Here is a 26,898-nt window from a genome sequence, read left to right on the forward strand (position 1 = left end):
ACAAACCACTTTCACAGCGCAAGCAACTGGTAACTGGACCTCTCCTGCTACATGGGGATACGCAGCAACTGCAACTCCTGCAGTTGGCATTAATTATCCGGGAGTAAACGATATTGTGGTTATAAAAGGAGCTTTTACAGTCACGATAGATGAGGGTGCACAATTCTGTAAATCCTTATCAGTTCTTAGCTCTGCCTTTAATAATAATTCCTATTCTTCTAACATCTCAGTTATTAAAAAAAGTACAGCTTCCGTAGCTTCACTAGAGGTAAGCGAAGATTTGCTACTTGGTAGCAATAGAACATATACTGGTAATCAAAACGCTGGAGCGCCAACATATACCATAGGTACGCTGACCATCAGAAACTCCGGAAGCGTTAAGGTTAAAAGAGACTTGACAATAGAAGCCTACGTAGATGCAGCACTACAAAAAAGAGCTGTTTATAATACAGTAACAGTAGGCTCCGGGAGTACTTTGCAGGTAGAAAGAGACTTTTACACAACGCAGGCTACAGGAACTGGCGGCACGTATTACGGCACTCTAACTATAGAAAATGGTGGAAATTTATACTTAAAAGGAGCTACATCAAATAACGGAACAACAACATTACAAAGCGGAAGTACAGTAACTTATTCCGGTGTTGCTCAAAACATTCTTGCCGTACCACATCATCATATTACTTTAAGTGGAAGCGGCGCAAAAACAGCTACAACAGGTCTAACTATAAATGGCAATCTTACTGTTACAGGCACTGCTAATTTTACCACAGGAGCTTACGCACATACTATTGCTGGCACTACTAACATCGATGCTGGAGCATCTATAACAGCTCCAGTTGCTGGTATAAGCAGTTTGTCGGCAACAGGGTTACTTACCAATGCAGGAACTATATTTGCAGGTGCAGGTACATATACTTTTTCAAGTATCATCAATAACGGCGCAATCAATGCCCAAACAAGTACCATTAAAGCAGGAGGCACTTTAACAAATGCCGGGACGTTTTCTGCCGGTTCTGGCACCCATACTTTCACCGGCAATGTTACCAACTCCGGCACCATTACTGCAGCAAGTAGTACAATTCAGCTAGGTAGTGCATTTACTAATACGAACACTTTTACACCTGGTACCGGCACAGTTGTTTACAACGGCACCGCTGCGCAGGCTATCGCACCCGTTTCCTACAATAACCTGACACTTGCCGGAGCCGGCGCTAAAACTGCCTCCACTAACCTGAGCATAGGCGGCAACCTGCAGGTAAATGCAGGCGCTACGTTTGCAGCTTCCGGAACAGCCAACCTCACCCATACTATTGCCGGTAGTGTGACCAACAACGGCACTCTGAATGCGACCGCTGCCACAGCAGCCAACCAGTTAACAGTAGCGGGAGGTTTTACAAACGGCAGCACCGGCACGTTCAACGGCCTGGCTGGCACGTATAGCGTCAAAGGTAACTTAACTAACAGCGGCACCTTTAATGGCCTCAGCGGCACTTATACGGTAACCGGCAACTTTACCAATAGCAACTCTTTTAACGGCTCAAACGGAAGTTACACCATCTCCGGTAACTGGGTTAATACCGGTACTTTTAGCGCCGGCACTTCTGTTGTTACTCTTAATGGCACGAACAAAACGATTACCGCTACCGGAACAGGTAACTTCAACGACCTGACAGTATCGGTTGGTGCTACTGCTCTGGCAAGCAATATTGTAGTGGATGGCACCCTGCGGGTAGATAATGCGGTGCTTACTACCAGTGATGCGTATACCCTTTTTTTGGGTAAAACTGCAACATACGCCACGGCCACAGCTGAGACAAGCACTGCTAATGTAACAGGTAACCTGCAAACTACCCGCACCCTGGTGCAGGGCTCACCTGAGCTTTTTGGGAACATCGGCTTACGTATTTTGGCGAGTACTGTCAGCATACAGGATGTGGTGCTCAAAAGAGTAACGGGTAAACCCTTTGTTAGCTCTATCAATGGGAATAACAGCGTGCCAAGGCTATACTATATCAGCACGACCGACCCCAATGTGCCGGCTGACGGGCTCACCACCGCTATTGAAATGAGCTTCCCGGCTTACCAGCTCGACGCAGGTACTACCGCAGCTAATTACGACATTTACCGCAGCACAGATAATGTGACAGTTGAAAAGCCCACAAAAGCAATTACGACAAGCACAGATTATGCTTTCAAAGTTGATAATCCCCAGAAGTTTGGCATGTATACCATCAGCAATGTCATGGCCCCGCTGCCGGTAGAACTGGCCTGGTTTAAAGCAGCCCGCCAAGCGCAGGGCGTATACCTCACCTGGATGACGGCTTCCGAAAAGAACAACAGCGGTTTTGAAGTGCAGGTGTCCGGAGACGGCAAAACCTTCCGCAGCATTGGCTTTGTAGTTAGCGCTGCCATTACGACTGCTACTGCCCAGCACTATAGCTACCTGGACAAAGCAGCTACTGTTGCCGGTACCCGCTACTACCGCCTCGCGCAAATAGACCTGGATGGTAAAACGACGTATTCCACTGTAAAATCTGTTACGGTAGAGGCAGTGACCACCAAAGCGATGGCTTACCCGAACCCTTTTACCAGCCAGGTAGCAGTGCAGGTAGCTGGTGGCCAGCAGCGGCTGGTGCAGGTAACGGTAGCAAACGCCATGGGCAAGGTGCTGCACGAACAGCAGGTAACTTTACAGGAGAATGAGCCTATACTTTCAGTAGACATGACAGCTGCCAGTGAGCCCGGCGTTTACCTGCTGTACGTAACAGACCAGAGCACCAAGTATACTTTTAAGATGACAAGACAGTAAGCTTCAGACAAGTATAAACCAGCAAACACAAGTATAAAAACGGGCGGCAGTTATGCTGCCCGTTTTGCTTTTGCCTGGTGCTTACGCGCGTCGTGCCTTCCAACACTCCTGCGCATGGCTACAGCAAGCACTACCTGATTTTCAAGCGAAGTATAATCTTTACGCCCTACCCTACGCCAGCAGGCAACAGAAAGGAAGCTATTAACCTGCTATTTAAAGGAGCCGCAAAGGGAAAATACTACGGTTCTGTTGCTGCTATACTAAATACTGCAGCAACAGGACGCCAAGCAGCCCCATCACAGATACAATGGTTTCCATGATAGACCAGGTGGCAAGGGTTTGTGGTACCGATAGCCCAAAGTACTCTTTGAACATCCAGAAACCGGGATCATTTACATGCGAAAACATCAGGCTGCCGGCGCCGATCGACAGCACCATCAGGTCGGGGCTTACGCCGGAACTACCCAGCAGGGGCAGCACAATACCAGCGCCGGTAATGGCAGAAACTGTAGCAGAGCCCAGGCTTACGCGCAGCAGCGCCGTGATCAGCCAGCCCAGAAACAAAGGCGAGAGATTGGTGCCATTCAACAAGGCCGTAATGTCGTTTCCTACGCCGGAGTCAACCAACACCTGCTTCAGGGCACCACCAGCGCCTATGATGAACAGGATCATAGCAATGCCGGCAATAGCGTCTGTCATCACTTTCATTACGTCGGCTACCGGTCTGCCCCTTCTTATACCCAGCGTATATATAGCCACCAGCACTCCCAGCAGCAACGCAATAACCGGGTCCCCTATAAAATCGAAGAGCTGCCGGAGGCCGGCACCTGCCGGCAGCAGCAGGGAGAGCACTGCCGCGAGCGTCATCAGGGCAATGGGTACGAGCGCCGTAAACATGCTGATGCCATAGCCGGGCATTTCATCTTCGGTAAACTGCCGTACCTGAAACAGGTTTTCAGGTGGATCGGTTTTATACTTGAGGAGTGTGCGGCTGAACAGCGGTCCGGCTACAATAATGGTCGGCACCGCCAGGGCAAGGCCATACAGCAGGGTACGCGTTATATCGGCGTGAAACATGACAGCGATGGCAGTAGGCCCCGGGTGCGGCGGCAGAAAACCATGCGTTACTGACAAAGCCGCCGCCATGGGTACGCCCACATACAGGAGCGGCAGCCGGGCAGAGGCGGCTACAGCAAACACCAGCGGAATCAGAATCACGAAACCGGCATTATAGAACATCGGCAGCCCCACCACAAAGCCCGTCAGCACCATGGCCCACTGCAGGTTGCCAATGCCAAAACGCTTGATCAACCCATACGTAATGCGTTGCGCCGCACCGCTCTCCGATACCAGGTTGCCCAACATCGCTCCAAACCCAAGTATGAGCGTCAGGGAGCCGAGCGTATCACTGATGCCTTTTTGCACCGAAGCCAGCGCCTGCAGCACCGGCATTCCTTCGGCCACCCCGACTCCCAGTGCTACCAGCACCAGCGCAATAAAAGCATTCAGCTTAAAAACAAGAATCAGCAGCAGCAGGGTAAGAACTCCGAGCACAACAATAAGCAGCGACATGGGCAATTCGAGGTATGGTTTGAACTCAAGATAAAAAATCTATCGGCCGATTCCTATATAGAGCATCTCCCCAAGGCTGTACTGTGTTGTTTTAACTGTACAGGTCTTTTAACTTAGCGTACAGCGTTTCGTAGCGGGCATAGCTCTGCTGGTATACCTGGTGGATGTCGGGGCGGGGTATGAACGTCTGGCGGGTAGTCGTCAGGTGTGCCGCATCTTCCAGCTGCTGTATCATGCCGAGTGCATACATGCCCATGATGGCAGCCCCCAGGGCAGAACCCTCCGCCGTGTTCGAAAGGTGCACCTCTTTGTTAAACACATCCGCCAGCATCTGTACCCAGGTAGGGCAGCGCGAAAAGCCGCCGTTGGCATAGATCGCGGAAACAGGGCCTACTGTTTGCTCCAGCGCCTGCCCCACGCTGTACACACCAAAAATCACCCCTTCCAGCAGTGCTCGCAAGAAGTGGTCGCGGGTATGGGTATAGTGTACGCCGATAAAAGAGGCGCGGGCTGATGCATCCCACACAGGCGCCCGCTCGCCCAGCAGGTAAGGCAAAAACAGCAGCCCATCAGCACCGGCAGGGATGGCAGCAGCTTTCCGGCAAAGCACCTCATAGCTGTCTGCTTCCTGCGCTGTTTCAAACTCGTAGAAATTATCCCGAAACCAGTTCAGCACCACACCGCCATTGTTCATGGCTCCTCCCAGCACAAAGTATCCGGGCGAAAGGATGTAACTGAAAATGCGTTCCTGATCATCGGTAGCCGGATGGCCGGCCAGTACGCGCACAGCCCCGCTGGTACCAATGGTCACCACCGCATCGCCTGGCCGCAGCGCACCGGAGCCCAGGTTAGCCAGGCAGCCATCACTGGCCCCGATCACGAAAGGCACTGTATCGGCAATCTGCAGCAGCGCGGCATACTCAGGCAGCAACTTGCTGAACGTATAGGTCGGCGGCACAGGTTCGGGCAGTAAGGCAGGTGTAATGCCGGCTACCTGAAGCGCTTCGGTGTGCCACTGCAGCGTAAAAATATTGAACAGGCCGGTAGCTGAGGCAATGGAATAATCGGTTTTATATACGCCAAAGAGGCGAAACAGGACAAACTCCTTGATCCCTATAAACTTGTAGGTTTGGCGGAAAACCTCCGGCTCATGCTCCCGCAGCCAGCACAACTTAGGCAAAGGCGACATGGGGTGTAGTGGGGTACCTGTTTCGAGGTATATTGTGTGGCCCAGGGTGCTGTTTTTAAGGCTGTCGGCGTAAGCTTTGCTACGGGTATCGGCCCAGATGAGGCAATTGATTAGTGCTTTGCCGGCAGCATTCATGGCGATCAGACTGTGCATGGCGCTGCTGAAACTAACGCCTGCCAACGTATGGCCTGCCTGCTGTAACTGCCCGGCCACGTTTTTCAGGGTGGTGAGCACGGCCTGAAAAACCTCCTCGGGGTTCTGCTCGGCATACCCCGCCTTAGGACTGCTGATGCCATACCCGACGTCGTGTTGGCAGAGCACCTCGGCATGGCCAACTCCAAATGCGACGGCTTTGGTGCTGGTTGTGCCGATATCAATGCCTATAATGGCTTGCTGCTTCATGTCTGCATTTCAGTTTGGTTGTACCTACGTGATTCCGGCTTTGTTTAGTTATACTTACCTGTGCGCTTTTGCCGGAACAGCCGCCAGATGTAGTAATCCCACGGCACCGCCCGCTAACTTTCAGGCAGGTATTAGAGTATATTTTAGTGAGGTGCCCACAAAAAAATTTATAGCGGCCATCAGTTGCCTTTTGCCTCAGGACATACTTTATCACAAACACTATCCTATGACAGACACTTTACACGCTACAAACTCCGGCAAACCTCCTGAAAAGGACACGTTCTCGCACAAAGTACTAAAAGCATTTGGGATTGTAATTGGAGGCCTGTTGGTGCTGGCCCTTTTTTACTACACCTTTAACAGTGTGCTGCTGCTGCTTTTTGCCAGCGTGCTGATTGCAGTATTCTTCAGAGGTACGGCAGGTGCCCTGAGCCGCCATAGCGGTATGTCGCACAAGTTGTCGATGGCCATAGTAATTGTAGGCGTACTCGGAATAAGTGTGCTGGCGTGGTGGTGGCTGGCGCCCCAGGTATCAGAGCAGATCAACAGCCTGAGCAACCAGTTGCCCCAGGCCATCGACAGGTTTAAATCGCAGCTGACCGAGTATACATGGGGGCAGAAACTGGTGGATGAAGTGCCTACTCCCTCCAGTTTTCTGAGCAGGAACGATGGCTGGATGCAGAAAAGCCTGGGTATCCTTTCGACTACTTTCGGTGTACTAGCGAACCTCTACATCATTATTTTTGTCGCTATTTTTCTCACCGCCGGACCCGAAATGTACCGGACCGGCATTGTGATGCTCTTCCCCATTCCGCACCGTGCCGAGGCCCGTCATGTGCTGGATAAGCTCGGTTCGACCCTCTATAAATGGATACTTGGCAAGCTGTTTTCGATGGCGGTGGTAGGCATATTAACAGTAGTGGGCTTGCTGCTGCTGGGTGTTCCGATGGCAATGGCGCTGGGCGTTATTGCTGGCTTGTTATCCTTTATTCCGAACTTCGGTCCTATCCTGGCGCTGGCTCCCGCCGTGCTGATCGCGCTGCTGCAGGGCCCGGATCAGGCGCTGTATGTGGTTCTCCTTTACATTGGTATTCAGGCTGTGGAAAGCAACCTGCTCACCCCGATGGTGCAGCGGAAAATGATCGCTATTCCGCCCGCCCTCGTAATCACCGGGCAACTGCTGCTGGCGGTTTTCTCCGGTATACTGGGGCTTATACTAGCCACGCCTATTATAGCTGTGGTCATTGTGCTTGTTAAGCTGCTTTACGTGCGGGATGTGCTGGGCGATCAGCAGGTAAAAGTGGAATAAAGCGCAACGGCAGCACGGCTATCGTGACACTAACGCTGTGGCAGCACCAACTTTACGTACATCGGGAAATGATCGGAGCCATACTTGGGCAACCTTTCCAACTCCTGCACCTGAAAAGGAGCGGCGGCATAGATCTGATCCAGTGGCCAGCGTTTGAAGAAAGAGAGCGCATTGAAGGTGTTGTAAAATCCTCTTCCAATCCGCACATCGTGCAGCTTACTTGTTTGCCCAAAGAGCCTGGAGGTATTCGACCAGGCCACATCGTTGAAATCACCTGCAACGACGGTGGGCAGTGTATCGCGGGCTACTATCTCCCCCACTTTCAGCAAGGTAACTTCTTTATGCTCCTGCTCGCCTACATTGTCCGGGTAGGGGCTGGGAACAGGCGGCACCGGATGCACGGCATATAACTTAAACCGCCGGCCATCAGGCAGCTGCACCTCCGTATCAAAGGTGGGTACCGAGTCCTGCTGCAGGATACGGATATGGCTGGCCCGCAGGGGCAGCTTAGAGTAGAGCATCATGCCATAGGTATTCGGCAGTGGGTAAAGAATAGTATAGGGATAGCGCTTTTTCAGGGGCGCCAGTTGGTTGGCCCACCACTGGTTTGTTTCCATGGCCAGCACGATATCTGGGTCCGTCTTTTCCACCAGGTGCAGCAACCCGGCTGCATTCCGGTTCTTCATCCATACATTTGAAATCATCAGGCTAAATGAATGGGCTCTAGCTGCTGGCCCTGATACTGTTGCTGAAGGAGCGGCCTTTGGCCAGAAGGATGTATAGGGAAGTATGATGTAAGCCTGGAGCGCTGTCGCTGTTACAAGGCCAACCACCAACAGGATGGCCGCACCAGACCAGCGCCGGTTCAGCGCCACGAAACCTAACAGGCAAATGAAGCAGGCCAGCAGCGTCTGCTCCCTCGGGAAGTCGAGCACTTTCAGGAACCATAGCTGTGTGTTATACAACAGCGATGCCATCGTTATCAGGATACAGAGTGTCGCAGCTGTAACAAACAGGTAAACTAGTATTTTTCGGATCATACTTTATGGTTAGAGGGTTAGCAGTTGATTAAAGCAGTATACCTGTGCCTGCTCCCTGTTGTGGGTCTTACGCAAAACGGCCGCTTTTATGTTTTCGAAGCAGGAGCAGGAACAAATAATTTGTCCTATACTCTGTCTGCTTTATCCCATAAAAACCCATCCCTATGACTTACTTTTGCAGTATAGTATACCTAACACAAGTATAAGATGAGCTGGAAAGAGAGCAGGTTGTATAGTGTCGTGAACATGAAATGTCCGCGGTGCCACGAAGGTGATTTATTTCCGAAAGGCACTTTGTATAGTCCCAGTAAATTCGCGGACATGAAGGAACACTGCGACGTTTGCGGGCAAACGTATGAGCCGGAACCAGGCTATTATTATGGCGCCATGTTTGTGAGCTACGGCATCACAACGGCTATTGTATTAGGCATGTGGCTGTTGCTGGACCTGATCATGGATGAAGTAACAATGACAGCTTTTATTGTGTCGCTGACGGTTGTGCTACTCCTGCTAACGCCACCAATTTTCAGGCTCTCCAGGGCCATCTGGATAAACTTCTTTATCGGGTATAAAGGGCCGCCGGTACACTAGCCTTTCCACACTTGTCGTTAAAAAGCGAATGCGTAACTTAGCTCCTCAACAGCAAGTAGCGCATGCCCGACAAGCATCTTCCCATATTCCGAATCCAGGACTTTAACAGGCAAGACCCACACGGCCAGTACTTTTACTTTAATCGATTTTCTGATCACCTGCAGGCGCACCAGTTTATACAGCGGCCGCACAAGCACAACTTTTTTATCCTGCTGCTGCTTACCAACGGCTCCGGCACACACACCATTGACTTTGTCTCTTATCCGGTAAGGCCCAATACGGTCTTTTTTCTCAGCCCGGGGCAAGTACACCATTGGCAGCTTTCCACCGACACAGAGGGGTATATTATGTTCTTTTCGCAGGAGTTTTATGCGTTAGGGCATCCGCACAAAAAACTATACAGCTTTCCTTTTTTCAGTGCTTTGCTGCACCGGCCATACTTAGAAGTAGCGGCGGCTGAACAAATGCAGTTGATCGGAATTATCCAAAGTATAGAACAGGAGCACGCAGGACAGTTGGCGCAAAAGAATGATATGCTTCGGGATTACCTGGATATTCTGCTGATTTTGCTGATGCGGCAGTACCAGGCACAAAACACCACGAACGGCATCATTTTAACCGGGTTGGCGCAGTGGCACGATCTGGAAAGTTTGGTAGATCAGCACTACCGCGAGCACAAACCCGTTTCGTTTTATGCTGAAAAGCTGCACCTCACCGCCAAGCAGCTAAACGACACGGGCAAGCGCATCATGGGCAAAACCATCACCGAACTGGTACAGGACAGGGTATTGTTGGAAGCACGCAGGCTCCTGGTTCATTCGCACCTGACTGTTTCGCAGGTAGCCGCTGAACTGGGTTATTTCGACAACTCCTACTTTTCGCGGTTCTTCAAAAAGCACATCGGGCAAACGCCGGAACAGTTCAGGGCAGCCAATAAGTAACGTAGCCTATACTTGCTTTTAGTGGTTGATCGGAGCTTCAATAAGTATAAACCGACTCTCTGAGGTGCAGTTAATCATTATTTGGTTCGTTTCCCAAAGTCCCAGCCCATCGCGCTGAGGCAACGGAATTTCATTTACCTGCAGCTGGCCGTCAATCACAAAAACAAAGACGCATTTGTTCGTCGGGTTTAAGGTATACGCCACTTGCTGCCCGGCGTCAAAGTACCCCAACGACAGTTTGGCATTCTGATTGATCCAGCAGTGCCCCTGCCCTTCTTCGTTGCTCACGATGGTTACCAGTTTATTTTTTCGCTGCGCCTCAGGGAAGTAGCGGCGCTGGTAACGGGGTGTAATATTCTGTAGCTTCGGCTCGATCCAGAGCTGCAGAAAGTTAACTTCCTCACTGCCTACATTGTGTTCTTCATGGCGGATACCGCTGCCAGCACTCATGATCTGCACCCAGTCTTTGGTCACCACCTCGGTGTAGCCCATAGTATCTTTGTGGTTCATACTGCCGGCCAGCATTACCGAAATAATCTCCATGTTCATGTGCGCGTGCAGGCCAAACCCATTTTCTGGCGCCACAAAGTCATCGTTAAACACGCGCAGCAAGCCAAATCCTGCCCGCTCCGGGTCGTAGTGCCCCGAAAAGCTGAAGGTCAGGTGGCTTTGCAGCCAGCCAATGTCTTTCAGTCCGCGTTCATCGGCTTTAAAAAGTTTTGATTTCATGGCGATTTCTTTCTACTGAAAAGTATATATAAAAAGAGCCAGCTGTTTTGCCTTAGCAGCTGGCTCTTGTATTTGGATCGCTCTAGCCCTGTTTAACCAGTTGTATCTCAGCTTGCAGCTTCACTTCGTTGCTCACCACCACACTTCCGGCTTCTGTCACAGCATCCCAGGTAAGGCCAAAATCTTTCCGGTTGATCTTGCCGCTTACCGTGAAGCCAGCCTTTGTCTGGCCGTATGGGTCTACCACAATGCCACCGAACTCCACGTTCACCGTTATCGGCTTGGTTGTTTCGCGGATGGTCAGTTCCCCGTGCAGCTTGCCCTCGTCGTCACCTGTTTTTTCGTAGCTCTTGCCTACAAACTTGAGTTTGTCATGGTTCTGCGCGTCAAAAAAATCCGGCGACTTCAGGTGCGTATCGCGCTGCTCATTGTTGGTGTTGATCGAGTCGATGTCGGCTGTGAAAACAATGTTAGAAGCAGTATCAAAGTCGTCGCCCTCTGTTTCCACTTCCAGGTCAAACTTCTGAAAATAGCCAGTTACGGTCGTGATCATCAGGTGCTTTACCTTGAACTGAACCTCACTGTGGGTCGGGTCAATTTTCCATTTTGTGTTAGCCATAAGATTATGAATTTTGTTTGTGATAGATAAAAGATTTTCAGCCGCCGTAGCTGTGCTGCTGACGAAAGTATCGGAAGAAAACCGGAGAAATAAATTAATGTACGTACATATATGTACGATTCCCTCCTAAATAGTTTCGCACAGCTATAAATTAACTGCACTAGAGTTGTAGTATGGCTGTGGTAAGGCGCTAAACACGTATATTAGGCCTTGTTTTTTCTAAAATAGTTTACGCCACTTATTTATACATGAAAATAACTCCACTGCTACTTCTCCTAAGTATGATACTGCTAGCGCAACATGCCCTGCCACAGGCGCTCCAGGGGAACAAACAGGTCGCCAAAGCCTTGAAAAAAATAGAAGCACCCGACTTGAAAGCGCACATTCAATACTTGGCTGACGACAAGCTGCAGGGGCGCCAGCCGGGTACACCAGGCTACCAGCTGGCGGTAAACTATGTGGCAAAACAGTTCCGGAAACTGGGTGTGCAGCCTGCCGGCGAAGACAATACTTACCTGCAAACCGTAAAGCTGCGCAAGGCCATCACCGACAACAATGCTACCCTGCGCAGTAAAGACAGCAGCACTCTGACGTATGGACAGGAGTTTATCATACTGCCCAACCCGGCCGAAGCGCAGGTAACGGTAGAGGCGCCGCTGGTATTTGCCGGCTATGGCATCAGTGCGCCGGAACTGGGCTATGATGATTACGAAAGGCTGGATGCGAAAGGCAAAATTGTACTGGTGATGCGCGGTGCCCCGGCAAGTTTCTCCTCTTCGCTTGCCGCATCCAGCAAAGATATGCTGACCATTCTAAAAACAGCTGCGGCGCATGGGGCAGTGGGTGTTCTGGTCGGGAGCACCAATCCAGGAGTTGGTCTGCCTGACCTGGAGCACGGCATTTACAGTGTGCTGACGCCAGCAGGCGAAGTGGCTGTTTCGGGGTATTATACTTCTGCGCAGGTAAAACTGCTGGCCATGGTTACGAACGAAGTTTTTGTGCAATACCTCCGCCAGGCAGGCCTGGAGTTGGATAAAGTTACTGCTTCGCTCAAAAGCGGTGTTCCGGCATCTATACCGCTTCCTGTAACGCTAAGTGCCACGTATCACTCCCGCTACACGGATATCGAAAGCTATAACCTTGTCGGGAAGATTGAAGGCGCTGACCCGCAGCTACAGCAGGAGTACGTGGTGCATAGCGCCCATCTGGATCACCTGGGCATCGGCAAACCCGTAAACGGCGACTCTATTTACAACGGAGCCCATGATAATGCCTCGGGCGTAGCCAGCCTGCTGGAGATTGCGAAAGCCTATACCAGCCTGAAGCAAAAGCCAAAGCGTTCCATATTGTTGCTGCTGGTGACCGGCGAAGAAATGGGCCTGCTGGGATCAGCTTACTTTAACAGCCACCCAACCGTGCCGCTGCACAACATAGTGGCCGATATCAATACAGATATGCCCACCATCATTGCCCCGCTCCTGTCGGTAGTGCCACTAGGTGCCGACCACTCTTCGCTGGCAGAGCAGGTGCAACAGGCGGCCGGTTACCTTGGGCTGGATATCGAAGCCGACCCCGAGCCGGAGCAGAACCGTTTTGTGCGCAGCGACCAGTACAGCTTTATCAAACAGGGCATTCCGGCGCTCCACATCAAGTATGGCAACAAAACAGCTGATGGCCGGAACAACCTGGACGCATTGGTGAAGGAATGGCGTGCGACCTACTACCACAAACCGCAGGACGACATAAAGGGCCTTTTCGACTTTAATGCGGGTAAGAAGTATGCGCAACTCAACTTCCTGATCGGGTACCTGGTGGCGCAGCAGCCGGAGCGGCCTACCTGGAACAAAGGCGATGTTTTCTCAAAATAGCTTTGGGCAACAGGCTATCTCATGCAGGTAAATTGCTACTTCTCAATAGCTTATACTTGTATCAGCAGCTACAACCAAAACTACACTTACACTTATGTGTATAAAATCAGCACACCTACACACAAGATACATCCTAATTACCTATTTTTGTAAAGCAAACCTGATTTACACAGATTGATGACGTGCTGAAGCAACATGAAAGGATCCGTACACAGAGGAGAGATCATAAAAGAGGCCATTAAGGCAAGTGGCGTGGCAATTGGCGTAGTAGCCGAGAAGCTGGGAGTAAGCCGCAAAACCTTGTACAACAAGTTCAAGGAAACTACTATTCCGTATAGTTTTATCCTGCGTATTGGGGAGGTAATTCACCACGACTTCTCACAAGAATTCCCGCATTTGAGTAAAACTGTAAAGAAAGAGGTAAAGACACCTCAAACGCCTCAGAACAATAACCTGCTGCTGCCTTTTGATACAGAGCCGGCAGAAATTCAGAAGCCGAACAGCATGAAAGAATGCGAAACGGAACTACTCACCCTGCAGCGCAAGTACATTGCCCTGCTAGAGAAATTCAACGAGCTGTTGCTGAAAACATCACACTAAAATATACCTCCCGAACCTGTTGCTCACCGGCCTTACTGCCACTGTAAAACCTTGCGGCGTATTGCTCAGATCAGGAAAAGTATAGGTGCCAGCTATACCGGCGTTGAGGCAAAAGTTCAGAAGGTGCCTAGTGCAGTTCATCCTTTACTTCGTTGTCGATGCTGCGTTCTGTGCCGGTCATAAATGTGGCAACAGCTTTATTGCCTACATAAAGGGTGAGTATGTTATCAGAGATGCGGTAGGAGTCTACGTTTTGCAGTACCTGCATGAGTTTGTTCTCCGTATCAGCATTAGGGCACGCTACTTCTGTGGCCGACAAACTGTTCATCGTCAGTTTACTCCGCTCCGGATCAGCCTCATACTTACCCGAAAACTTATTGCAGCCGGTAAAGCCGTGTACATCATTGTCATTTTCTTCAAAACGGATGTAGGCAGTTTTGGTATTGTTGGGTGCCTGCGGGCTCTGCCCTTCTACTGACATCAGCATCCAGTAAGCATCTTTGAAAGTATAAACTTCCGAAGCCAGGTTTTTAGGTTTTACGGTGCAGGAAGCAATTAAAAGTGCCATTAGTACCCCAATGGCAAGCAAGAATTTTGGTGTTGACATAAAATTTCGATGTATAAATAAGTGCCTGTATACGCTGCTTATACTTGTATGAAAGGCAAAAAATGGGCAACGCAAATTAAAAGCCCGCAGCAAGTGCTGCGGGCTTTTGTATTTTACTTACGGCTTAACGCAAGCTGCCGCTCTTTGTCTGGCCACTAATCGGGGATTCGTAGTTATAGTTTGGCCCTGAAGCATGTCGCCGCCCAACTTTGCTACTGCCATGTGAGAAATCACGGTTGTTATCATCATGATCACTCACGTACGAGCGGTTGGAAGAATAAAGGCCAGTGGCATAGTTGTCATCGCGGTTGCTGCTTCCGGAATCGCGTATTTCGCCGCGCTGCAGCTCGTCGTTGTTCCTATTGCTGTTATAGAAACTGTTGTCGCGGTACTGGCGTCTTCCGAAGTCGTTATCAGAGCGGCTATAGCCAAAGTCTGAGCGGTCGTTGTAGGCATCTACACTACCGGGGTTATAGCTGCGTTGCTCGTCGCGGCCATAGTCGCTATAACGCCGGCCACGGCCACCGCTCTGGTAGCTGTTGTCCTGGCGGTCGTAAGAATTGTCATTGTTCCTGTTGCCAGTGCTGAAGCTGCCCCGGTAAGCGCCGGAACTGTCGCGCTCCCAACCGGTGCCGCGCGTTTGCTCATAGCCGCCCATGTACGGGTTCGGGTCGCCGTAGCGGTAATGGTTGTCGCGGTTCTGATGGCGGGACGTGCCCTGGTTACCATACGAGGAAGAACCGGAGTTATAGTTGCTGTCTCCCTGGGAGCGATAAGAGCTGCGCTGGTCATCCCAACGGCCTGAACTGTTGTCGTTATGCTGGCTGTTGCTGCTGGGGCCATACTGGTCGGCCTCGTTCCTGCTGGTGCGTTGCATCGGCCCGGGTGTACTGTTGCCAAACACTGCGCCGCGCGTAGTTCGCACATCCTCATACTCATGATTGGTATCGGGCATGCCGTAGTAGTTGCCGTGATTCTGATAGCGGCTCTGATAGTTCGACAAATGCTCTCCGGCATTTCCCTCTCTGCCTTGCTGGCGATTGGTATTGTCTCTTCTGTAGCTTTCGTTTCTGTAATATCGGTCGTCTCTTTCCATAGTTCTGTTTTTAAGTTTTATACTCACTATAAGTTTTATACTCACTATAGGTATAAACGAAGATAAGCCCGCCGCGTTGACACATCTGCTGGCAGCAGCCCGTTACAAGCTCATCAAGACGCACTTTTACCGCAGTACAGCCGCAACACTGTACCAAGGAGCCGCATAGAAAGCACTGTCTTTTTCAGATTTCCCGTTTCCGTCGAGATGTTTGGGGTGTTCATCTATTTCATTAGCGAAAAGTGACACTGTTTCATACTTTGCCGGAAATTTGATAAGCCGTTCCAATCTATGAAAATCCTGTCCGCAGCCTTAGGTTTATGTGCGCTGCTTTCCCTTTCTCCTGCCGCTGAAGCTAGCAAAGGGCCTGAACTGACGTACCTGGTAAACCTGAACGACAGGGCCGATGATCAGTTTAAAGTAACGCTCGATGTAAAAGGGCTGAAAAAAGAAAACGATGTGTTTCAGTTTGCCGCCACCGCGCCAGGTACCTACCAGACCATGGACATTGGCCGTTACGTGCGTGAGTTTAAAGCCTACGACAAAAAAGGGCGCGAGCTGGAAACAAAGCAGATCAGCACCAATCAGTGGCAGCTGAGCAAGCCGGAAAAAGTCCGTAAGATCAGCTACCGTATTGCCGAGACCTGGGACACCGAAGTAGATAAAAATAAAGTATACCTGATGTGCGGCACCTCGCTGGAGCAGGACCATGCGCTCATCAATGGGCAAGGCGTGTTCGGTTACCTGAAAGGACTGCAGGCTACCCCGCTGCGCGTAAAGCTGGAGTACCCGCAGAATTGGCTGGTAGGCACCGCGCTGCAGCAGGACGACAAAGGTTACTACGTAGCTGAGAACTACGATAAAGTGGTAGACTCGCCTATACTTGCCGGCACGCTAACCAAAGCTGAAAGCAAGTTCAAAGGCACCACCGTTGATATTTATACTTATTCCAAAACCGGAGAAATCAAGTCTAAGGACCTGATGGCGAACATGACGGATATGCTGGAGGCCGCGAACAAGTTTGTGGTGGATTTTCCGGTAAACCGTTATACGTTCCTGTATCATTTCGAAGACCAGGAGATGGGCGCCTGGGAGCACTCCTATAGTTCGGAGTACGTATTTCGCGAGAAACCCTTAACGCCGGAGTTCGCGCATCATATTTCGGATGTCGCCTCACACGAGTTCTTCCATGTGATCACCCCGCTTAACATCCACAGCGAGATCATCGAGCAATTCAACTTTGTAACGCCGACTCCATCGCAGCACCTGTGGCTGTATGAGGGCACAACGGAGTGGGCCTCCGACATGATGCAACTGCGCAACAATCTCATCGACCTGCCCACCTACCTCGCCGACTTGCAGGCCAAGCTGTACTACAACGACCGCATGGACCCAAACTACAGCCTGCAGAAGCTGGCCCTGACCTCCTATACCCCCGAAGGGCAGAAACAGTACGGCAACATCTACAACCGTGGTGCTTTAACTGCTGCCCTCCTCGACATCCGTTTGCTGGAACTATCTGGTGGCAAGCGTGGCCTGCGCGAGGTGATCAATGAACTCTCTAAAGAGTATGGCCCGAAAAAAGCGTTTCCGGAGAATGAGTTCTTCGACATCTTCACGGCCAAAACTTACCCCGAGATCGGCGACTTTTTTAACCGCTACGTGAAAGGCGCCGAGCCGCTGCCCATTGCCGAGTACTATAATAAACTGGGCATCAACTACCAGCCGCTGGTAAAATCTGGCGTGCAAAAGCCTTTCCTGGGCTACGACTTTACCGTGACAGGAGATGGTGCTATCACCTTTGTGCAGGTGGATGATGAGATTTCCCAAGGTGGACTACAAAACCAGGATCGTTTGGTAGCGAAAGACGGCGTACCCGTTACACTGCAGAATGCACAGCAGGAACTGAAGAAATTAGCAGCAGCCAAACCCGGCGACAAAATCAAGTATACCGTGTTGCGCAACGGCGAACAAAAGCAGGTGATTACGACCGTGCTGCAACGCGAAGAAGAACAGAAACATGTTTTCACCCCTGATCCGCAGGCGACGCCACAGCAACTGGCGCTCCGCGCGAGCTGGCTGCGAAACATGTAAGCAAGAAAGTTGTTTGTTTAATCATATCCTTACTGAGCCCCCTGGCCTTTGGTCAGGGGTTTTCTTTTTACAACAGGCTACTATTTCCTAAGAAAGGTGTTAAGGGTGTCCGTTTGTGCAGTGCCAAGTCCAACCACCCCTGCCCCTCCTTATCCAAGGAGGGGCAGGGGTGTAGTAACTTTGGAGAAGTGTTGGCTTTGTAGCTGTGGCTATTTCTGAACCCACTTCCTAACCCCTCCGCGAGGGGAATCCAGCCTTTGCTTAAGTTGAGATAGAAGCTTTATAGTTGAGGCTAATAAGCCTTCAACCAATAATCTTTCAAGATGGCAGGAAAGAGAAAACAAGGAAGAAAGAACCCGTAGTATGTAAAGCCCCCCGCCTTAGACAAGCGAGAACGCGAGTTTGAAGCTTGCGAACGGTAGCTCTGAGGGGCAGGGGTAGTTGGACCCGGAACTGTAAAAAACAGCAGCAAGCAAGGATAAGTTGTTAGCTAAAGTATAAAACAGCCCCTACCAAGTATAACCTGAATAAAACTAAAGGAGAAGAGTAATCAGCAGATAAGTATGACCAGGTATAATGCTGCAACAGAAAAGAACATAAACAAAAAACTGCTGATCCATTTCTGAACCAGCAGCTTTCAGTGCTCTGACAACTGTAGCTTAATTGCCAGCAGAAGTGGCAGCCGTTTTAGATGCTGCAGCAGGCGCGGCATTTTTCTGCGCTTTATACTTGTCTTCAAACTTGTGGTAGAGGTACTTCTGCTTGTTGTTCAGGTCCAGCTTGCGGCCCTGGATAAAGGCTTCGGTCACGTCGTTGGTGCGCATGTCCAGCAAATCACCTTTTGACACCACCAGCGTGGCGTCTTTACCTACTTCCACCGAACCGGCCTGCTTGTCGATGCCCAGGATTTTGGCGGTGTTCAGTGTCACGTCGGCCAGCGCCTGCTCTTTGTCCAGGCCATAGGCGGCGGCGGTGCCGGCGATGAACGGCAGGTTGCGGGTGCCGTGGATGCTCAGGTCATAGTCCAGGGCCACCAGCAGCCCGGCCTTCTGCAGCAGGTATGGCATCTTGTAGGGCATGTCCACGTCCTCCTCGTCGCGCGAGGGCAGGGCGTGCACGCCGGAGTAGATCACCGGGATGTTAATTTGCTTCAGGAAATCGGCCACGGCCAGGGCATCGCCACCACCTACCAGCACAATCTTCTTCACGCCTGCCTGCTTGGCGAAGTTAATGCCCTCCAGGATCTCCTTGGCATAGTTGGCGTGCAGGTACAGCGTTTTGGAGCCGTCGAACAAGCCCGCCAGCGCCGCCAGTTTCAGGTTCTCCGCGTCGTGCTGGCCCGCTTTGTAAACCGCGGCGTCGCGCAGCATCGTGGTCAGCTCCGTCAGCGTCTGGTCGCGCTGCTCCTGCATTTTGGCCAGGCGCTTGTCGCGTTCCGCATTGCCGGTGGGCATGAGCATACGCGGCCAGTTGAGGTGTATCCCCTCGTCGGCTTTCACAATGGCGTCCTCCCAGTTCCAAGCGTCCAACTGCACCACGGAGGAGGAGCCGGAGATGGTACCGCCGATCGGGGTGAGCTGCGTCATCAGCACGCCGTTGGTGCGGATGGTCGGGATGATGTCGGAGTCGGTGTTGTAGGCGACCACCGAGCGCACGTTCGGGTTAAACTCCCCTACCTCGCGCCAGTCAATGGTGGCGCGCACGCTTTCCACCTCGTTCAAACCCAAACCGGAGTTCGGCTGGATCAGGCCCGGGTAAATGTGCTGCCCGGTTACGTCCACTACCTCGTAGCCGCTCAGGCTGGCGCCGCTCTGCGGACCTGCATAGGTGATCTTGCCGTTGTCAAAACCCACGGCGGCGTTCTCAATCACCGTACCGTTACCCACGTGCAGGGTCGCGCCTTTCAGCAGGATCGGTTTGCTTTGCTTGGGAGCCGGGGCGGGCACCTGCGCCATGGCCGGAACACTCAGCATCAGAGCCACTAGTGCGCCAATGTATCTTTTATTGATTTTCATTTTCCTCGAAGTCTTTTATTGTTGATTGCTGGTTGTCGATTATTATTTATCCGTTGCTCTACATTGGGAGTTAAAATCTTCCAGCGTTGCTTGCTCCCCAAATAAACAATATAACAATCCAGCCATTTAACAATTAACAATCAAATTAATAAGCCAGATATGATTCCTCCTGGGTCTGCTCCACTTCGTCGCAGTCCACCACGTGCACTTTTTTGCTCACGGGCTGCTGCGTTTTGGCGCCTCCGGCTTTCTCGTTGAGCATTTTCTGCACCAGGCGCATGCGCTCTTTCTCCATGTTTTCGCGCAGCTGCTCGTCGCGCTGCAGATCGTAGTAGGCGATGCCGTCCACGAAGGTCTTCTCCGGCTTGGCATAGACAGAAAGCGGGTGGTTGGTCCACAGCACCAGGTCGGCGTCTTTGCCCGGCTTGATGCTGCCCATGCGGTTGTCCAGGTGCAGCAGTTTGGCGGGGTTCAGGGTCACCAGTTTCAGGGCATCCTCCTCGCTCATGCCGCCATACTTCACGCTCTTGGCCGCTTCCTGGTTCAGGCGGCGGGCCATCTCGGCATCGTCGGAGTTGATGGCGGTCACCACGCCCTGCTCGCTCAGGATGTTGGCGTTGTAAGGGATAGCGTCTTTCACCTCCATTTTATAGGCCCACCAGTCCGAGAAAGTACCGGCACCAATACCACGGGCCGCCATCTTATCAGCCACTTTGTAGCCTTCGAGGATGTGGGTGAAGGTGTTCACCTTAAAGCCCATCTCGTCGCCCACCTTCATCATCATGTTGATCTCGGACTGCACGTAAGAATGGCAGGTGATGAAGCGCTTCTTGTTGAGGATCTCTACCAGCGTCTCCAGCTCCAGGTCGCGGCGGGGCGCGGTGGTTTTGGCCTGCTGGCGCTTGGACAGGTTGTTATAGTCCTTCCAGGCCTGCTCATACTCTTTGGCACGGGTAAAGGCGTCCACGTATACCTGCTCCACACCCATGCGCGACTGCGGGAAGCGCACCGTTTGCTTGCTGCCCCAGTTCGACTGCTTCACGTTCTCGCCCAGCGCAAACTTGATATAGCCGTCGGCATTCTCCACCAGCATTTGCTGCGGGCTTTTACCCCAGCGCATTTTGACCAGGGCCGACTGGCCACCGATGGGGTTGGCAGAGCCATGCAACAGCTGTGCTGTGGTGACGCCACCGGCCAGCTGGCGGTAAATGTTCACGTCCTCGGAGTTGAGCACATCCGACATACGCACTTCCGCCGTCACGGCTTGGGTGCCTTCGTTCACGTCGTCCAAAGCAATGTGCGAGTGCTCGTCGATAATGCCGGGCGTGAGGTGTTTGCCTGTGCCGTCGATCACTTTAGCATCCTTCGCATTCAGGTTCTTGCCTACCTGCGCAATCTTGCCATTCTGGATGAGCACGTCGGCATGCTCCAGCTTTCCTTCTTTTTCATTTGTCCAGACAGTGGCGTTTTTGATCAGCACCGTTTCCTGCTTCGGCAGCCCTGTTTGGCCATAGGCGGCAAAGGGGTAGATGAGCTGCCCGATCTGCACCGGCTCGGTGGTTTTGGCGCTGTCTTTTTTCGCTTTCTCTGTCATGGCCTGCGAGAAGGTGGCGGTCCATTTCACGGTAGAAGCATCCGGCAACTGGCCTTCGCCCTGCATGTTCTTCTCGGCCAGCCAGCCACTCAGGCGGATAGATTCTTTGTCTTTCTTGCTCTTGTCAAAAGAGAGCGTCACCAGGTTGTTGTTAAAGCTGATCTTGCCTTTCACAGTATCCTGGGCGATCACCTTCAGCTCCGGCTTTTCGGCCATACCAGCAATCAGCAGTTTGCGCTCGGGCTCGTTGCCTACTTTTAATGTATACACGCCCCGGTAGTCGGTTGGCGCTTCGGTAATTTTATACTGATGGCCCTGCACCCAGTTCTCCAGGATCAGGTTATCTTCGGCAAACAGGTTACCGGAGGTGATGATGAAGTTAGCCAGCTTGCCTTTGTCCAGGCTGCCGATCTTATTGTCGGCGTGCAGCAGCTGGGCTGGGGTGGCGGTGAGGGCTTTGAGCGCTTCCTGCTCCGGCAGGCCATACTGGATAGCTTTGCGCACGTTGGGCAAAAAGTTCTTCTTGTCCTTCAGGTCAGCAGCGGAGAAAGCAAAGGTAACGCCTGCCTTTTGCAGCATGGCCGCATTGACCGGGGCCATTTCCCAGTGCTTCATATCGGCGTAAGACACGCGGCGCGCATCATAAGGATCTTCCACGTTGTAGGCATCCGGGTAATTTACCGTAAGGATGAGCGGGGCATTGGTGGCTTTCACCTCCTGCAGCATCTGGTACTCGTCGCCGTTGCCTTTGATGATGTACTGTTTGCCGAACTCATCGCCCACCTTATCGGCGCGCACCACGTTCATTTTGTTATCGGCCTCAAAAATCTGCGGGTACTTGTTGTCCTCGGCAAAAGCTTTAAGGGAGATGTTTTGCTCCTTGGTCGGGTTGTTGGCATTCCACTGCGCATCCAGGTAGGTCTGGCGCAGCAGCGCCACGGCGCCCATCAGCGAGCTCGGGTAATCCTGCGTCGAGGAACCTTTGTCAAAGGAGAGAGCGTTGGCGGCTTTGTCGAGCACCACCACCTTGTTCTCGCGCTCGTCAGCCAGTGTTACCAGTGTGGCCGTGCCGCGAGCGATGCCGTCGCGGTACACCGCCAGCACGGTACCAAAGCCCAGCTTGCGCAGTTCTTCCGCCGCCTTCGGGTCTACTTTGAATAGCTCCACGGCATTGGTCTCCGGCCGGATAGCCTGGTTCCAGCTATAGGCACCTTCTTTGTCCGACTCCATTTGCGGAGCGCTGTCCCAGCTCCTGGCCGGCTCTTTTACCTCGGGCAAGCCATAGGTGCTGAACATGTCCACCAGGCCGGGGTAAATGTGCTTGCCTTTGGCGTCGATCACTACCGCGCCCGCCGGGATTTTCAGGCCAGTGCCCACGGCCTCTACCTGGCCATTGCGGATCAGGAGCGTGGCGTTCGGGATAGTGGTTTTATAGTCGGTATGAATGGTGGCGTTAGTGAAGGCGACCAGGCCGGAGCGCTCATCATACACGCCGTTGCGCGGAAAGGTGTTCTGCGCCATTACGCCCCCCGCCCCTAGTGCGAGAAAAGCTGCAATGGTAAGGACTTTCTTCATCTGTAAAGATTAGTGAATAAGGTTGATTAGCTTAGTTTATACTAACCAAATGTAAGCATCGCCAGGCAGATAAGCCAACGCCATAGCACATTTTTAGCCCTCCCTAGCCAAAGCATAGTTTCTGAAAGAATAAGCACTTATATTTCGTTGTAAAATGTCATCTATTTTAATAGTATTCTAATGATCTACAGACACTTAAAGTTTAAAACAAGTAACCACCAATCCAAACTTCTATGAAAAAAGTCGTACTCCTGGTCCTGCTTGGCGGTTGGTTGTTATTGGGTGCACCTGATACCCATGCAGCTGCTATGACTTTCTCTTCTGATTCGCTCTCGGCCACATCGGGAAACATAAAAGGGATTATACCTATACCTGTCCTTTACTATACGCCTGATACCCGGCTGGGCTTTGGCGCCGCTGCTATTGGCTACCTCCGGCTCAGGAGCAAGACCGACTCCACTTACACCCGGCTCTCTACGGCCCGCGTGCTGGCAGATTATACATTGAACAAGCAAATGGATCAGGAGCTAGAGTGGAATTTGTTTACCCGCGAAGAAAGGTTTTTGCTTCGCGGCGAATTGCGCCACCGCAAGTATACGGACCGCTTTTATGGTCTTGGCAACCATACCCCGGATGCTGATGAAGGCAAGTATACGTACTCGCTGGTGGGTGCGAAATTAGCAGGGCTGAAGAACCTGGGCGGCCATACCTTTCTGGGGCTTGACTACCAGCTCACGCACTATTACCACCTGCAGCTCGACTCGATCAGCGAAGGCCGTGAAAGCATTCTGCAAACACAGCACATCGCCGGCTACAAAGGAGGCACAAACAGCGGGCTGGGCGTGGTGTTTTTGGTAGATACCCGCGACAATACGGCCTTTGCCAGCAGCGGCATGTTGTTTGAAGCTTCGGCTTACGGCTTTGGCAAAGCACTGGGCGGCGAGTTCAACTACCAGAGCCTGAACCTGAATTTCAGCAAGTTTGTGACGCTGCGTCCGGCTCGGGTGCTGGCGTTCAACACGGTCATGAACCTGAACAAAGGGCAGGTGCCCATCATGCGCCTTTCTGCCGCCGGGGGCGATAAGATCCTGCGTGGCTATGCCCGCAACCGCTTTCTGGACGATAACTTTGCCGGCACGCAAGTAGAATACCGCTTCCCGCTCTACCGCAGGTTGGGACTGGCTGCTTTTGCGGGTGTAGGCGATGTGTTCCACAAGACCTCAGATGTACATTTCAGCACCCTCAAATACTCCATCGGCTCCGGGCTGCGCTATGCCCTGAATGCTGAGCAAAAGCTGAACCTGCGTTTCGACCTGGGCTACGGCAGCCAGGGCTCTAACTTTTATGTGGTAATTGGCGAAGCGTTTTAGTATTGCACTCCTACTTTGCTGTTCTCTGAAGGCAAAAGTTGCGGCCTGTTCGAGCTTGGCCATACTCTGTATCCTACCTGGATCTAGTAAGCATGAGCGGACACTTGCGCCACAGGGAGAAACATTTAACTGCTCCTAAGCTTCTGCTATACTTATACTTTATGGCACATCAGAGAACACACCTATAAAGCCATAAATACTCTCAATTCGATTGATAAACCGCGGCCCGGTACTTTTGAAACAGGAATTCAATAGCTTTCAAACGTACCGCACCATGAGCGACCACGAAAAGAACACCCGCCTGACCACTGCGTCGGGCAGACCATACTACGAACACGAAAACAGCCAGACTGCTGGTCCGCGCGGCCCAATCCTGCTGCAGGACTACATTCTGCACGAGAAGCTGGGAGAAAGCGTGCTGGCCGATTGGTTCGACCGCAACGATGCAGGCGAGAACGACCACTACACCCAGCCCGGCAACCTGTTCCGCCTGGTGACGCCGGAACAGAAAACTGCCACCATCCAGAACATCGTGAACGCCATGAGCGGCATCAACGGTCCGAAACGTGCCGAGATCATCAACCGCCAATTGTGCCACTTCTTCCGTGCCGACATTTCGCTTGGCCTGCGTATAGCACAAGGTTTGGGCATAGATATTAGCCAGCATGCCGCAGCAATTTCCCTGAACTAGCGTTCAATTCTTCCTTCTTTTAACCGCTGAAACAGCGCCAGTAAGTTACCGGCGCTGTTTTTTGCGCTTCCGGCACCTACAGGCGGGGAACTACGGCCATCTAAAAATTGTACTGCTAGTAGTATACATGAAAAAACGTTCATGTATACTAAGACGGAAAGAGGAGGATAACATGAGCCCGCTAAAAGTACGCATAGACCGAAAGAAGCTTGAAAAAGCCGCTTATGTGCTGAAGTGTATTGCACACCCGGTACGCATCAGCATTATCGATCTTTTACAGCAGCAGGAACGCCTCACCGTTAGCACCCTCCAGGATGCACTTCAGATCGAGCAGTCGCTGCTGTCGCACCACCTGACCAACATGCGCGATAAAGGCGTGGTTGGCACCCAACGGGAAGGCAAGAACGTGTACTACTTCCTGATTGATGCCGCTGTTCCGGACCTGATCAGCTACATAAACAGCAGCAGAATCTTATAGCCAAATTTCAGGCAAACTGCCCCAGCAGAACACAAAGAACCTATACTTACCTATTACCAGTGACGCTCTGAGGAGACACATACTGTAAGTCATCCTACCTGAACGGCTGCCGTTGTCTCCTGCAGCGGCAGCACTGCCCGGCGTTTCGTATACATGGCACTGGCTATTTTCCTCCATCTCTTTTACTTTAATTCGGCGATGGAAACGGCTGCTTTGTCGAGAATCGGCTAGGCAGGGTAGGCAGAATTGGTCCCTAAAAGCATTTATGCTTATATTTATACTTTGTGCTAAGTGCCGTGGGGGTACAAGTATCTAAACAACTAAATCAGATTCATGAAAAACAGATTTGTAGCCTTGCTGTTGCTACTGGCGCTGGCCATTACAACAGGTGTGGCGCAGAACAGCCCGGGTAAGAAGATTCTTCCCAATCCCATTTATCAAACAAAACTCGACAACGGCCTAAATGTGGTGACAGTACCGTATAACAGCCCCGGCCTGGCCTCTTTTTACATTGTGGTGCGGGCCGGCTCGCGCGAAGAAGTAGAGAAAGGCAAAACCGGTTTCGCCCACTTTTTTGAGCACATGATGTTTCGGGGCACCGATAAGTACTCCAAAGAAGCCTATGGCGACATTATGAAAGCGATGGGCGCTTCGGCCAACGCCAATACTTCCCTCGACCGCACGATGTTCTACATGACCGGCAACGCCGATATGCTAGACAAGATGTTTGAGATTGAGGCGGATCGTTTTCAGCACCTGAAGTATAGCGAGCACGATTTTAAAACGGAGGCTGGCGCCGTGAAAGGCGAGTATACCAAGAACTCCGCCAGCCCTTACCAGCAACTGTATGAGAAAGTTGTCAGCACAGCGTTTACCAAGCATACGTATGCGCACACCACAATGGGCTTTTTTGATGATGTGGTGGATATGCCCAACCAGTACGACTACTCTCTCACCTTTTTCGACCGCTTTTACCGCCCCGAGTATGCGACCATACTGGTGGTGGGCGATGTAACGCCGGAGCAGGTGAACAAGCTGGCAAAGGCATACTTTGGCATGTGGGAGCATGGCAACTACAAGGCCAACATTCCAACGGAGCCGAAGCAAACCAAAACCCGCTTTGCCCATGTGAAGCAGGAAAATTTTCCGCCATACCTGAGCCTCAACTTCAAAGGACCAGCTTTCTCTGACAAAGACAAAGACCTGCCGGCGCTGAGCATACTTACCACCATCCTGTTTGCCGAGAACTCTGACCTGTACCGCAAGCTGGTGGTGGATGAGCAGAAAGCCCGCTTTATAGCCGGCGGTCCGCAGTTCTCCCGCGACCCGAACCTGATTGCTGTGTCGGCCTCGCTGCTGGATGCCAAGGATATGCAGTATGTGAAAGATGAGCTGATGAAGGCGCTGAACGATGCCAAAACCAAGCCGATGGATGCCCAGAAGATCGAAGACACCAAGTCGCGCATCAAGTATTCCTTTGCTATGAATATGGACAGCCCCGATGCAATTGCCAATGCACTCGGCCGTTTCATCTGGCTTTCCGGTAACCCGGAGTCGCTGAATAATATTTATGGAGTGTACGACACTATCACAGCACAAGACCTGATGGCCGTTGCTAAAAAGTACTTCAAAACCGAAACGCTGACAGTGGGCACCATCGCTCCTACCGACGCTTCGCCGGTTAAATAAGCCATCCTGAAACAAAGTAT

20 protein-coding genes are annotated in these 26,898 nt (G+C 51.8%); 11 read left to right on the plus strand and 9 right to left on the minus strand.

From position 1 onward, the window contains the following. The first annotated feature begins 853 nt into the window (after positions 1 to 853). A complete protein-coding gene (locus tag ABDW72_RS08390; RefSeq protein WP_347158093.1) occupies positions 854 to 2,809 on the plus strand; it encodes a T9SS type A sorting domain-containing protein in 1,956 nt (651 codons plus the stop codon). 255 nt (positions 2,810 to 3,064) lie between these two features. Here the strand turns inward: ABDW72_RS08390 and ABDW72_RS08395 are convergent, their stop codons facing one another. Further along, the gene (locus ABDW72_RS08395) at positions 3,065 to 4,381 is read right to left on the minus strand and encodes a gluconate:H+ symporter (RefSeq protein WP_347158094.1); all 1,317 of its coding nucleotides are present in this window, start codon (positions 4,379 to 4,381) and stop codon (positions 3,065 to 3,067) included. Between the two features lie 91 nt (positions 4,382 to 4,472). Further along, on the minus strand, positions 4,473 to 5,972 hold the full coding sequence (locus tag ABDW72_RS08400) for a gluconokinase (protein WP_347158095.1): 1,500 nt from the start codon (positions 5,970 to 5,972) through the stop codon (positions 4,473 to 4,475). Positions 5,973 to 6,198: 226 nt separating this feature from the next. Here ABDW72_RS08400 and ABDW72_RS08405 point away from each other — a divergent pair, with 226 nt between their 5' ends. Beyond that, complete coding sequence (locus ABDW72_RS08405) at positions 6,199 to 7,281, plus strand: AI-2E family transporter (protein ID WP_347158096.1); 1,083 nt, start codon at positions 6,199 to 6,201, stop codon at positions 7,279 to 7,281. Between the two features lie 29 nt (positions 7,282 to 7,310). On the opposite strand, the gene ABDW72_RS08410 is transcribed toward ABDW72_RS08405, so the two are convergent. Continuing rightward, positions 7,311 to 8,321: an endonuclease/exonuclease/phosphatase family protein gene (locus ABDW72_RS08410; protein ID WP_347158097.1), complete on the minus strand. Its 1,011-nt coding sequence runs from the start codon at positions 8,319 to 8,321 to the stop codon at positions 7,311 to 7,313. A 207-nt stretch (positions 8,322 to 8,528) separates the two neighbouring features. Here ABDW72_RS08410 and ABDW72_RS08415 point away from each other — a divergent pair, with 207 nt between their 5' ends. Both ABDW72_RS08415 and ABDW72_RS08420 read left to right on the plus strand, forming a co-directional pair. After that, entirely contained in the window at positions 8,529 to 8,912 is a 384-nt protein-coding gene (locus ABDW72_RS08415) for a DUF983 domain-containing protein (protein WP_347158098.1), read from the plus strand. A 62-nt stretch (positions 8,913 to 8,974) separates the two neighbouring features. Then, a complete protein-coding gene (locus ABDW72_RS08420; RefSeq protein ID WP_347158099.1) occupies positions 8,975 to 9,853 on the plus strand; it encodes a helix-turn-helix domain-containing protein in 879 nt (292 codons plus the stop codon). Between the two features lie 18 nt (positions 9,854 to 9,871). Here ABDW72_RS08420 and ABDW72_RS08425 read toward each other — a convergent pair whose 3' ends face one another. Both ABDW72_RS08425 and ABDW72_RS08430 read right to left on the minus strand, forming a co-directional pair. Beyond that, positions 9,872 to 10,582 carry a pirin family protein gene (locus ABDW72_RS08425; RefSeq protein ID WP_347158100.1) on the minus strand — a complete coding sequence of 237 codons (711 nt, stop codon included), beginning with the start codon at positions 10,580 to 10,582 and terminating at the stop codon, positions 9,872 to 9,874. An 82-nt stretch (positions 10,583 to 10,664) separates the two neighbouring features. Continuing rightward, positions 10,665 to 11,201: a YceI family protein gene (locus ABDW72_RS08430; protein WP_347158101.1), complete on the minus strand. Its 537-nt coding sequence runs from the start codon at positions 11,199 to 11,201 to the stop codon at positions 10,665 to 10,667. 281 nt (positions 11,202 to 11,482) lie between these two features. Here ABDW72_RS08430 and ABDW72_RS08435 point away from each other — a divergent pair, with 281 nt between their 5' ends. Beyond that, a complete protein-coding gene (locus tag ABDW72_RS08435; RefSeq protein ID WP_347158102.1) occupies positions 11,483 to 13,069 on the plus strand; it encodes a M28 family peptidase in 1,587 nt (528 codons plus the stop codon). A gap of 195 nt (positions 13,070 to 13,264) precedes the next feature. Next, positions 13,265 to 13,669, plus strand: coding sequence for a helix-turn-helix domain-containing protein (locus ABDW72_RS08440; protein WP_347158103.1), 405 nt, complete (start codon positions 13,265 to 13,267; stop codon positions 13,667 to 13,669). A gap of 127 nt (positions 13,670 to 13,796) precedes the next feature. Here ABDW72_RS08440 and ABDW72_RS08445 read toward each other — a convergent pair whose 3' ends face one another. Both ABDW72_RS08445 and ABDW72_RS08450 read right to left on the minus strand, forming a co-directional pair. Beyond that, a complete protein-coding gene (locus tag ABDW72_RS08445) occupies positions 13,797 to 14,276 on the minus strand; it encodes an META domain-containing protein (protein WP_347158104.1) in 480 nt (159 codons plus the stop codon). Between the two features lie 124 nt (positions 14,277 to 14,400). After that, complete coding sequence (locus ABDW72_RS08450) at positions 14,401 to 15,372, minus strand: hypothetical protein (RefSeq protein WP_347158105.1); 972 nt, start codon at positions 15,370 to 15,372, stop codon at positions 14,401 to 14,403. Positions 15,373 to 15,663: 291 nt separating this feature from the next. Here ABDW72_RS08450 and ABDW72_RS08455 point away from each other — a divergent pair, with 291 nt between their 5' ends. After that, complete coding sequence (locus ABDW72_RS08455; protein ID WP_347158106.1) at positions 15,664 to 17,466, plus strand: M61 family metallopeptidase; 1,803 nt, start codon at positions 15,664 to 15,666, stop codon at positions 17,464 to 17,466. A 659-nt stretch (positions 17,467 to 18,125) separates the two neighbouring features. Here ABDW72_RS08455 and ABDW72_RS08460 read toward each other — a convergent pair. Then, a complete protein-coding gene (locus tag ABDW72_RS08460) occupies positions 18,126 to 19,481 on the minus strand; it encodes an amidohydrolase family protein (RefSeq protein ID WP_347158107.1) in 1,356 nt (451 codons plus the stop codon). Positions 19,482 to 19,626: 145 nt separating this feature from the next. Further along, positions 19,627 to 22,650, minus strand: coding sequence for an amidohydrolase family protein (locus ABDW72_RS08465; RefSeq protein ID WP_347158108.1), 3,024 nt, complete (start codon positions 22,648 to 22,650; stop codon positions 19,627 to 19,629). Between the two features lie 233 nt (positions 22,651 to 22,883). On the opposite strand from ABDW72_RS08465, the gene ABDW72_RS08470 reads away from it, so the two are divergent. The 4 genes from ABDW72_RS08470 to ABDW72_RS08485 all read left to right on the plus strand — a co-directional run bounded on the left by ABDW72_RS08470 (position 22,884) and on the right by ABDW72_RS08485 (position 26,878). Then, positions 22,884 to 24,020 carry a BamA/TamA family outer membrane protein gene (locus ABDW72_RS08470; RefSeq protein ID WP_347158109.1) on the plus strand — a complete coding sequence of 379 codons (1,137 nt, stop codon included), beginning with the start codon at positions 22,884 to 22,886 and terminating at the stop codon, positions 24,018 to 24,020. Between the two features lie 274 nt (positions 24,021 to 24,294). Beyond that, complete coding sequence (locus ABDW72_RS08475; RefSeq protein ID WP_347158110.1) at positions 24,295 to 24,711, plus strand: catalase-related domain-containing protein; 417 nt, start codon at positions 24,295 to 24,297, stop codon at positions 24,709 to 24,711. 127 nt (positions 24,712 to 24,838) lie between these two features. Next, positions 24,839 to 25,189, plus strand: a complete 351-nt coding sequence (locus tag ABDW72_RS08480) for an ArsR/SmtB family transcription factor (protein WP_347158111.1) — start codon at positions 24,839 to 24,841, stop codon at positions 25,187 to 25,189. A gap of 333 nt (positions 25,190 to 25,522) precedes the next feature. Further along, a complete protein-coding gene (locus tag ABDW72_RS08485) occupies positions 25,523 to 26,878 on the plus strand; it encodes a M16 family metallopeptidase (protein WP_347158112.1) in 1,356 nt (451 codons plus the stop codon). Positions 26,879 to 26,898: the final 20 nt, after the last annotated feature.

Source organism: Pontibacter chitinilyticus (assembly GCF_039748935.1).
GTDB lineage: Bacteria > Bacteroidota > Bacteroidia > Cytophagales > Hymenobacteraceae > Pontibacter > Pontibacter chitinilyticus.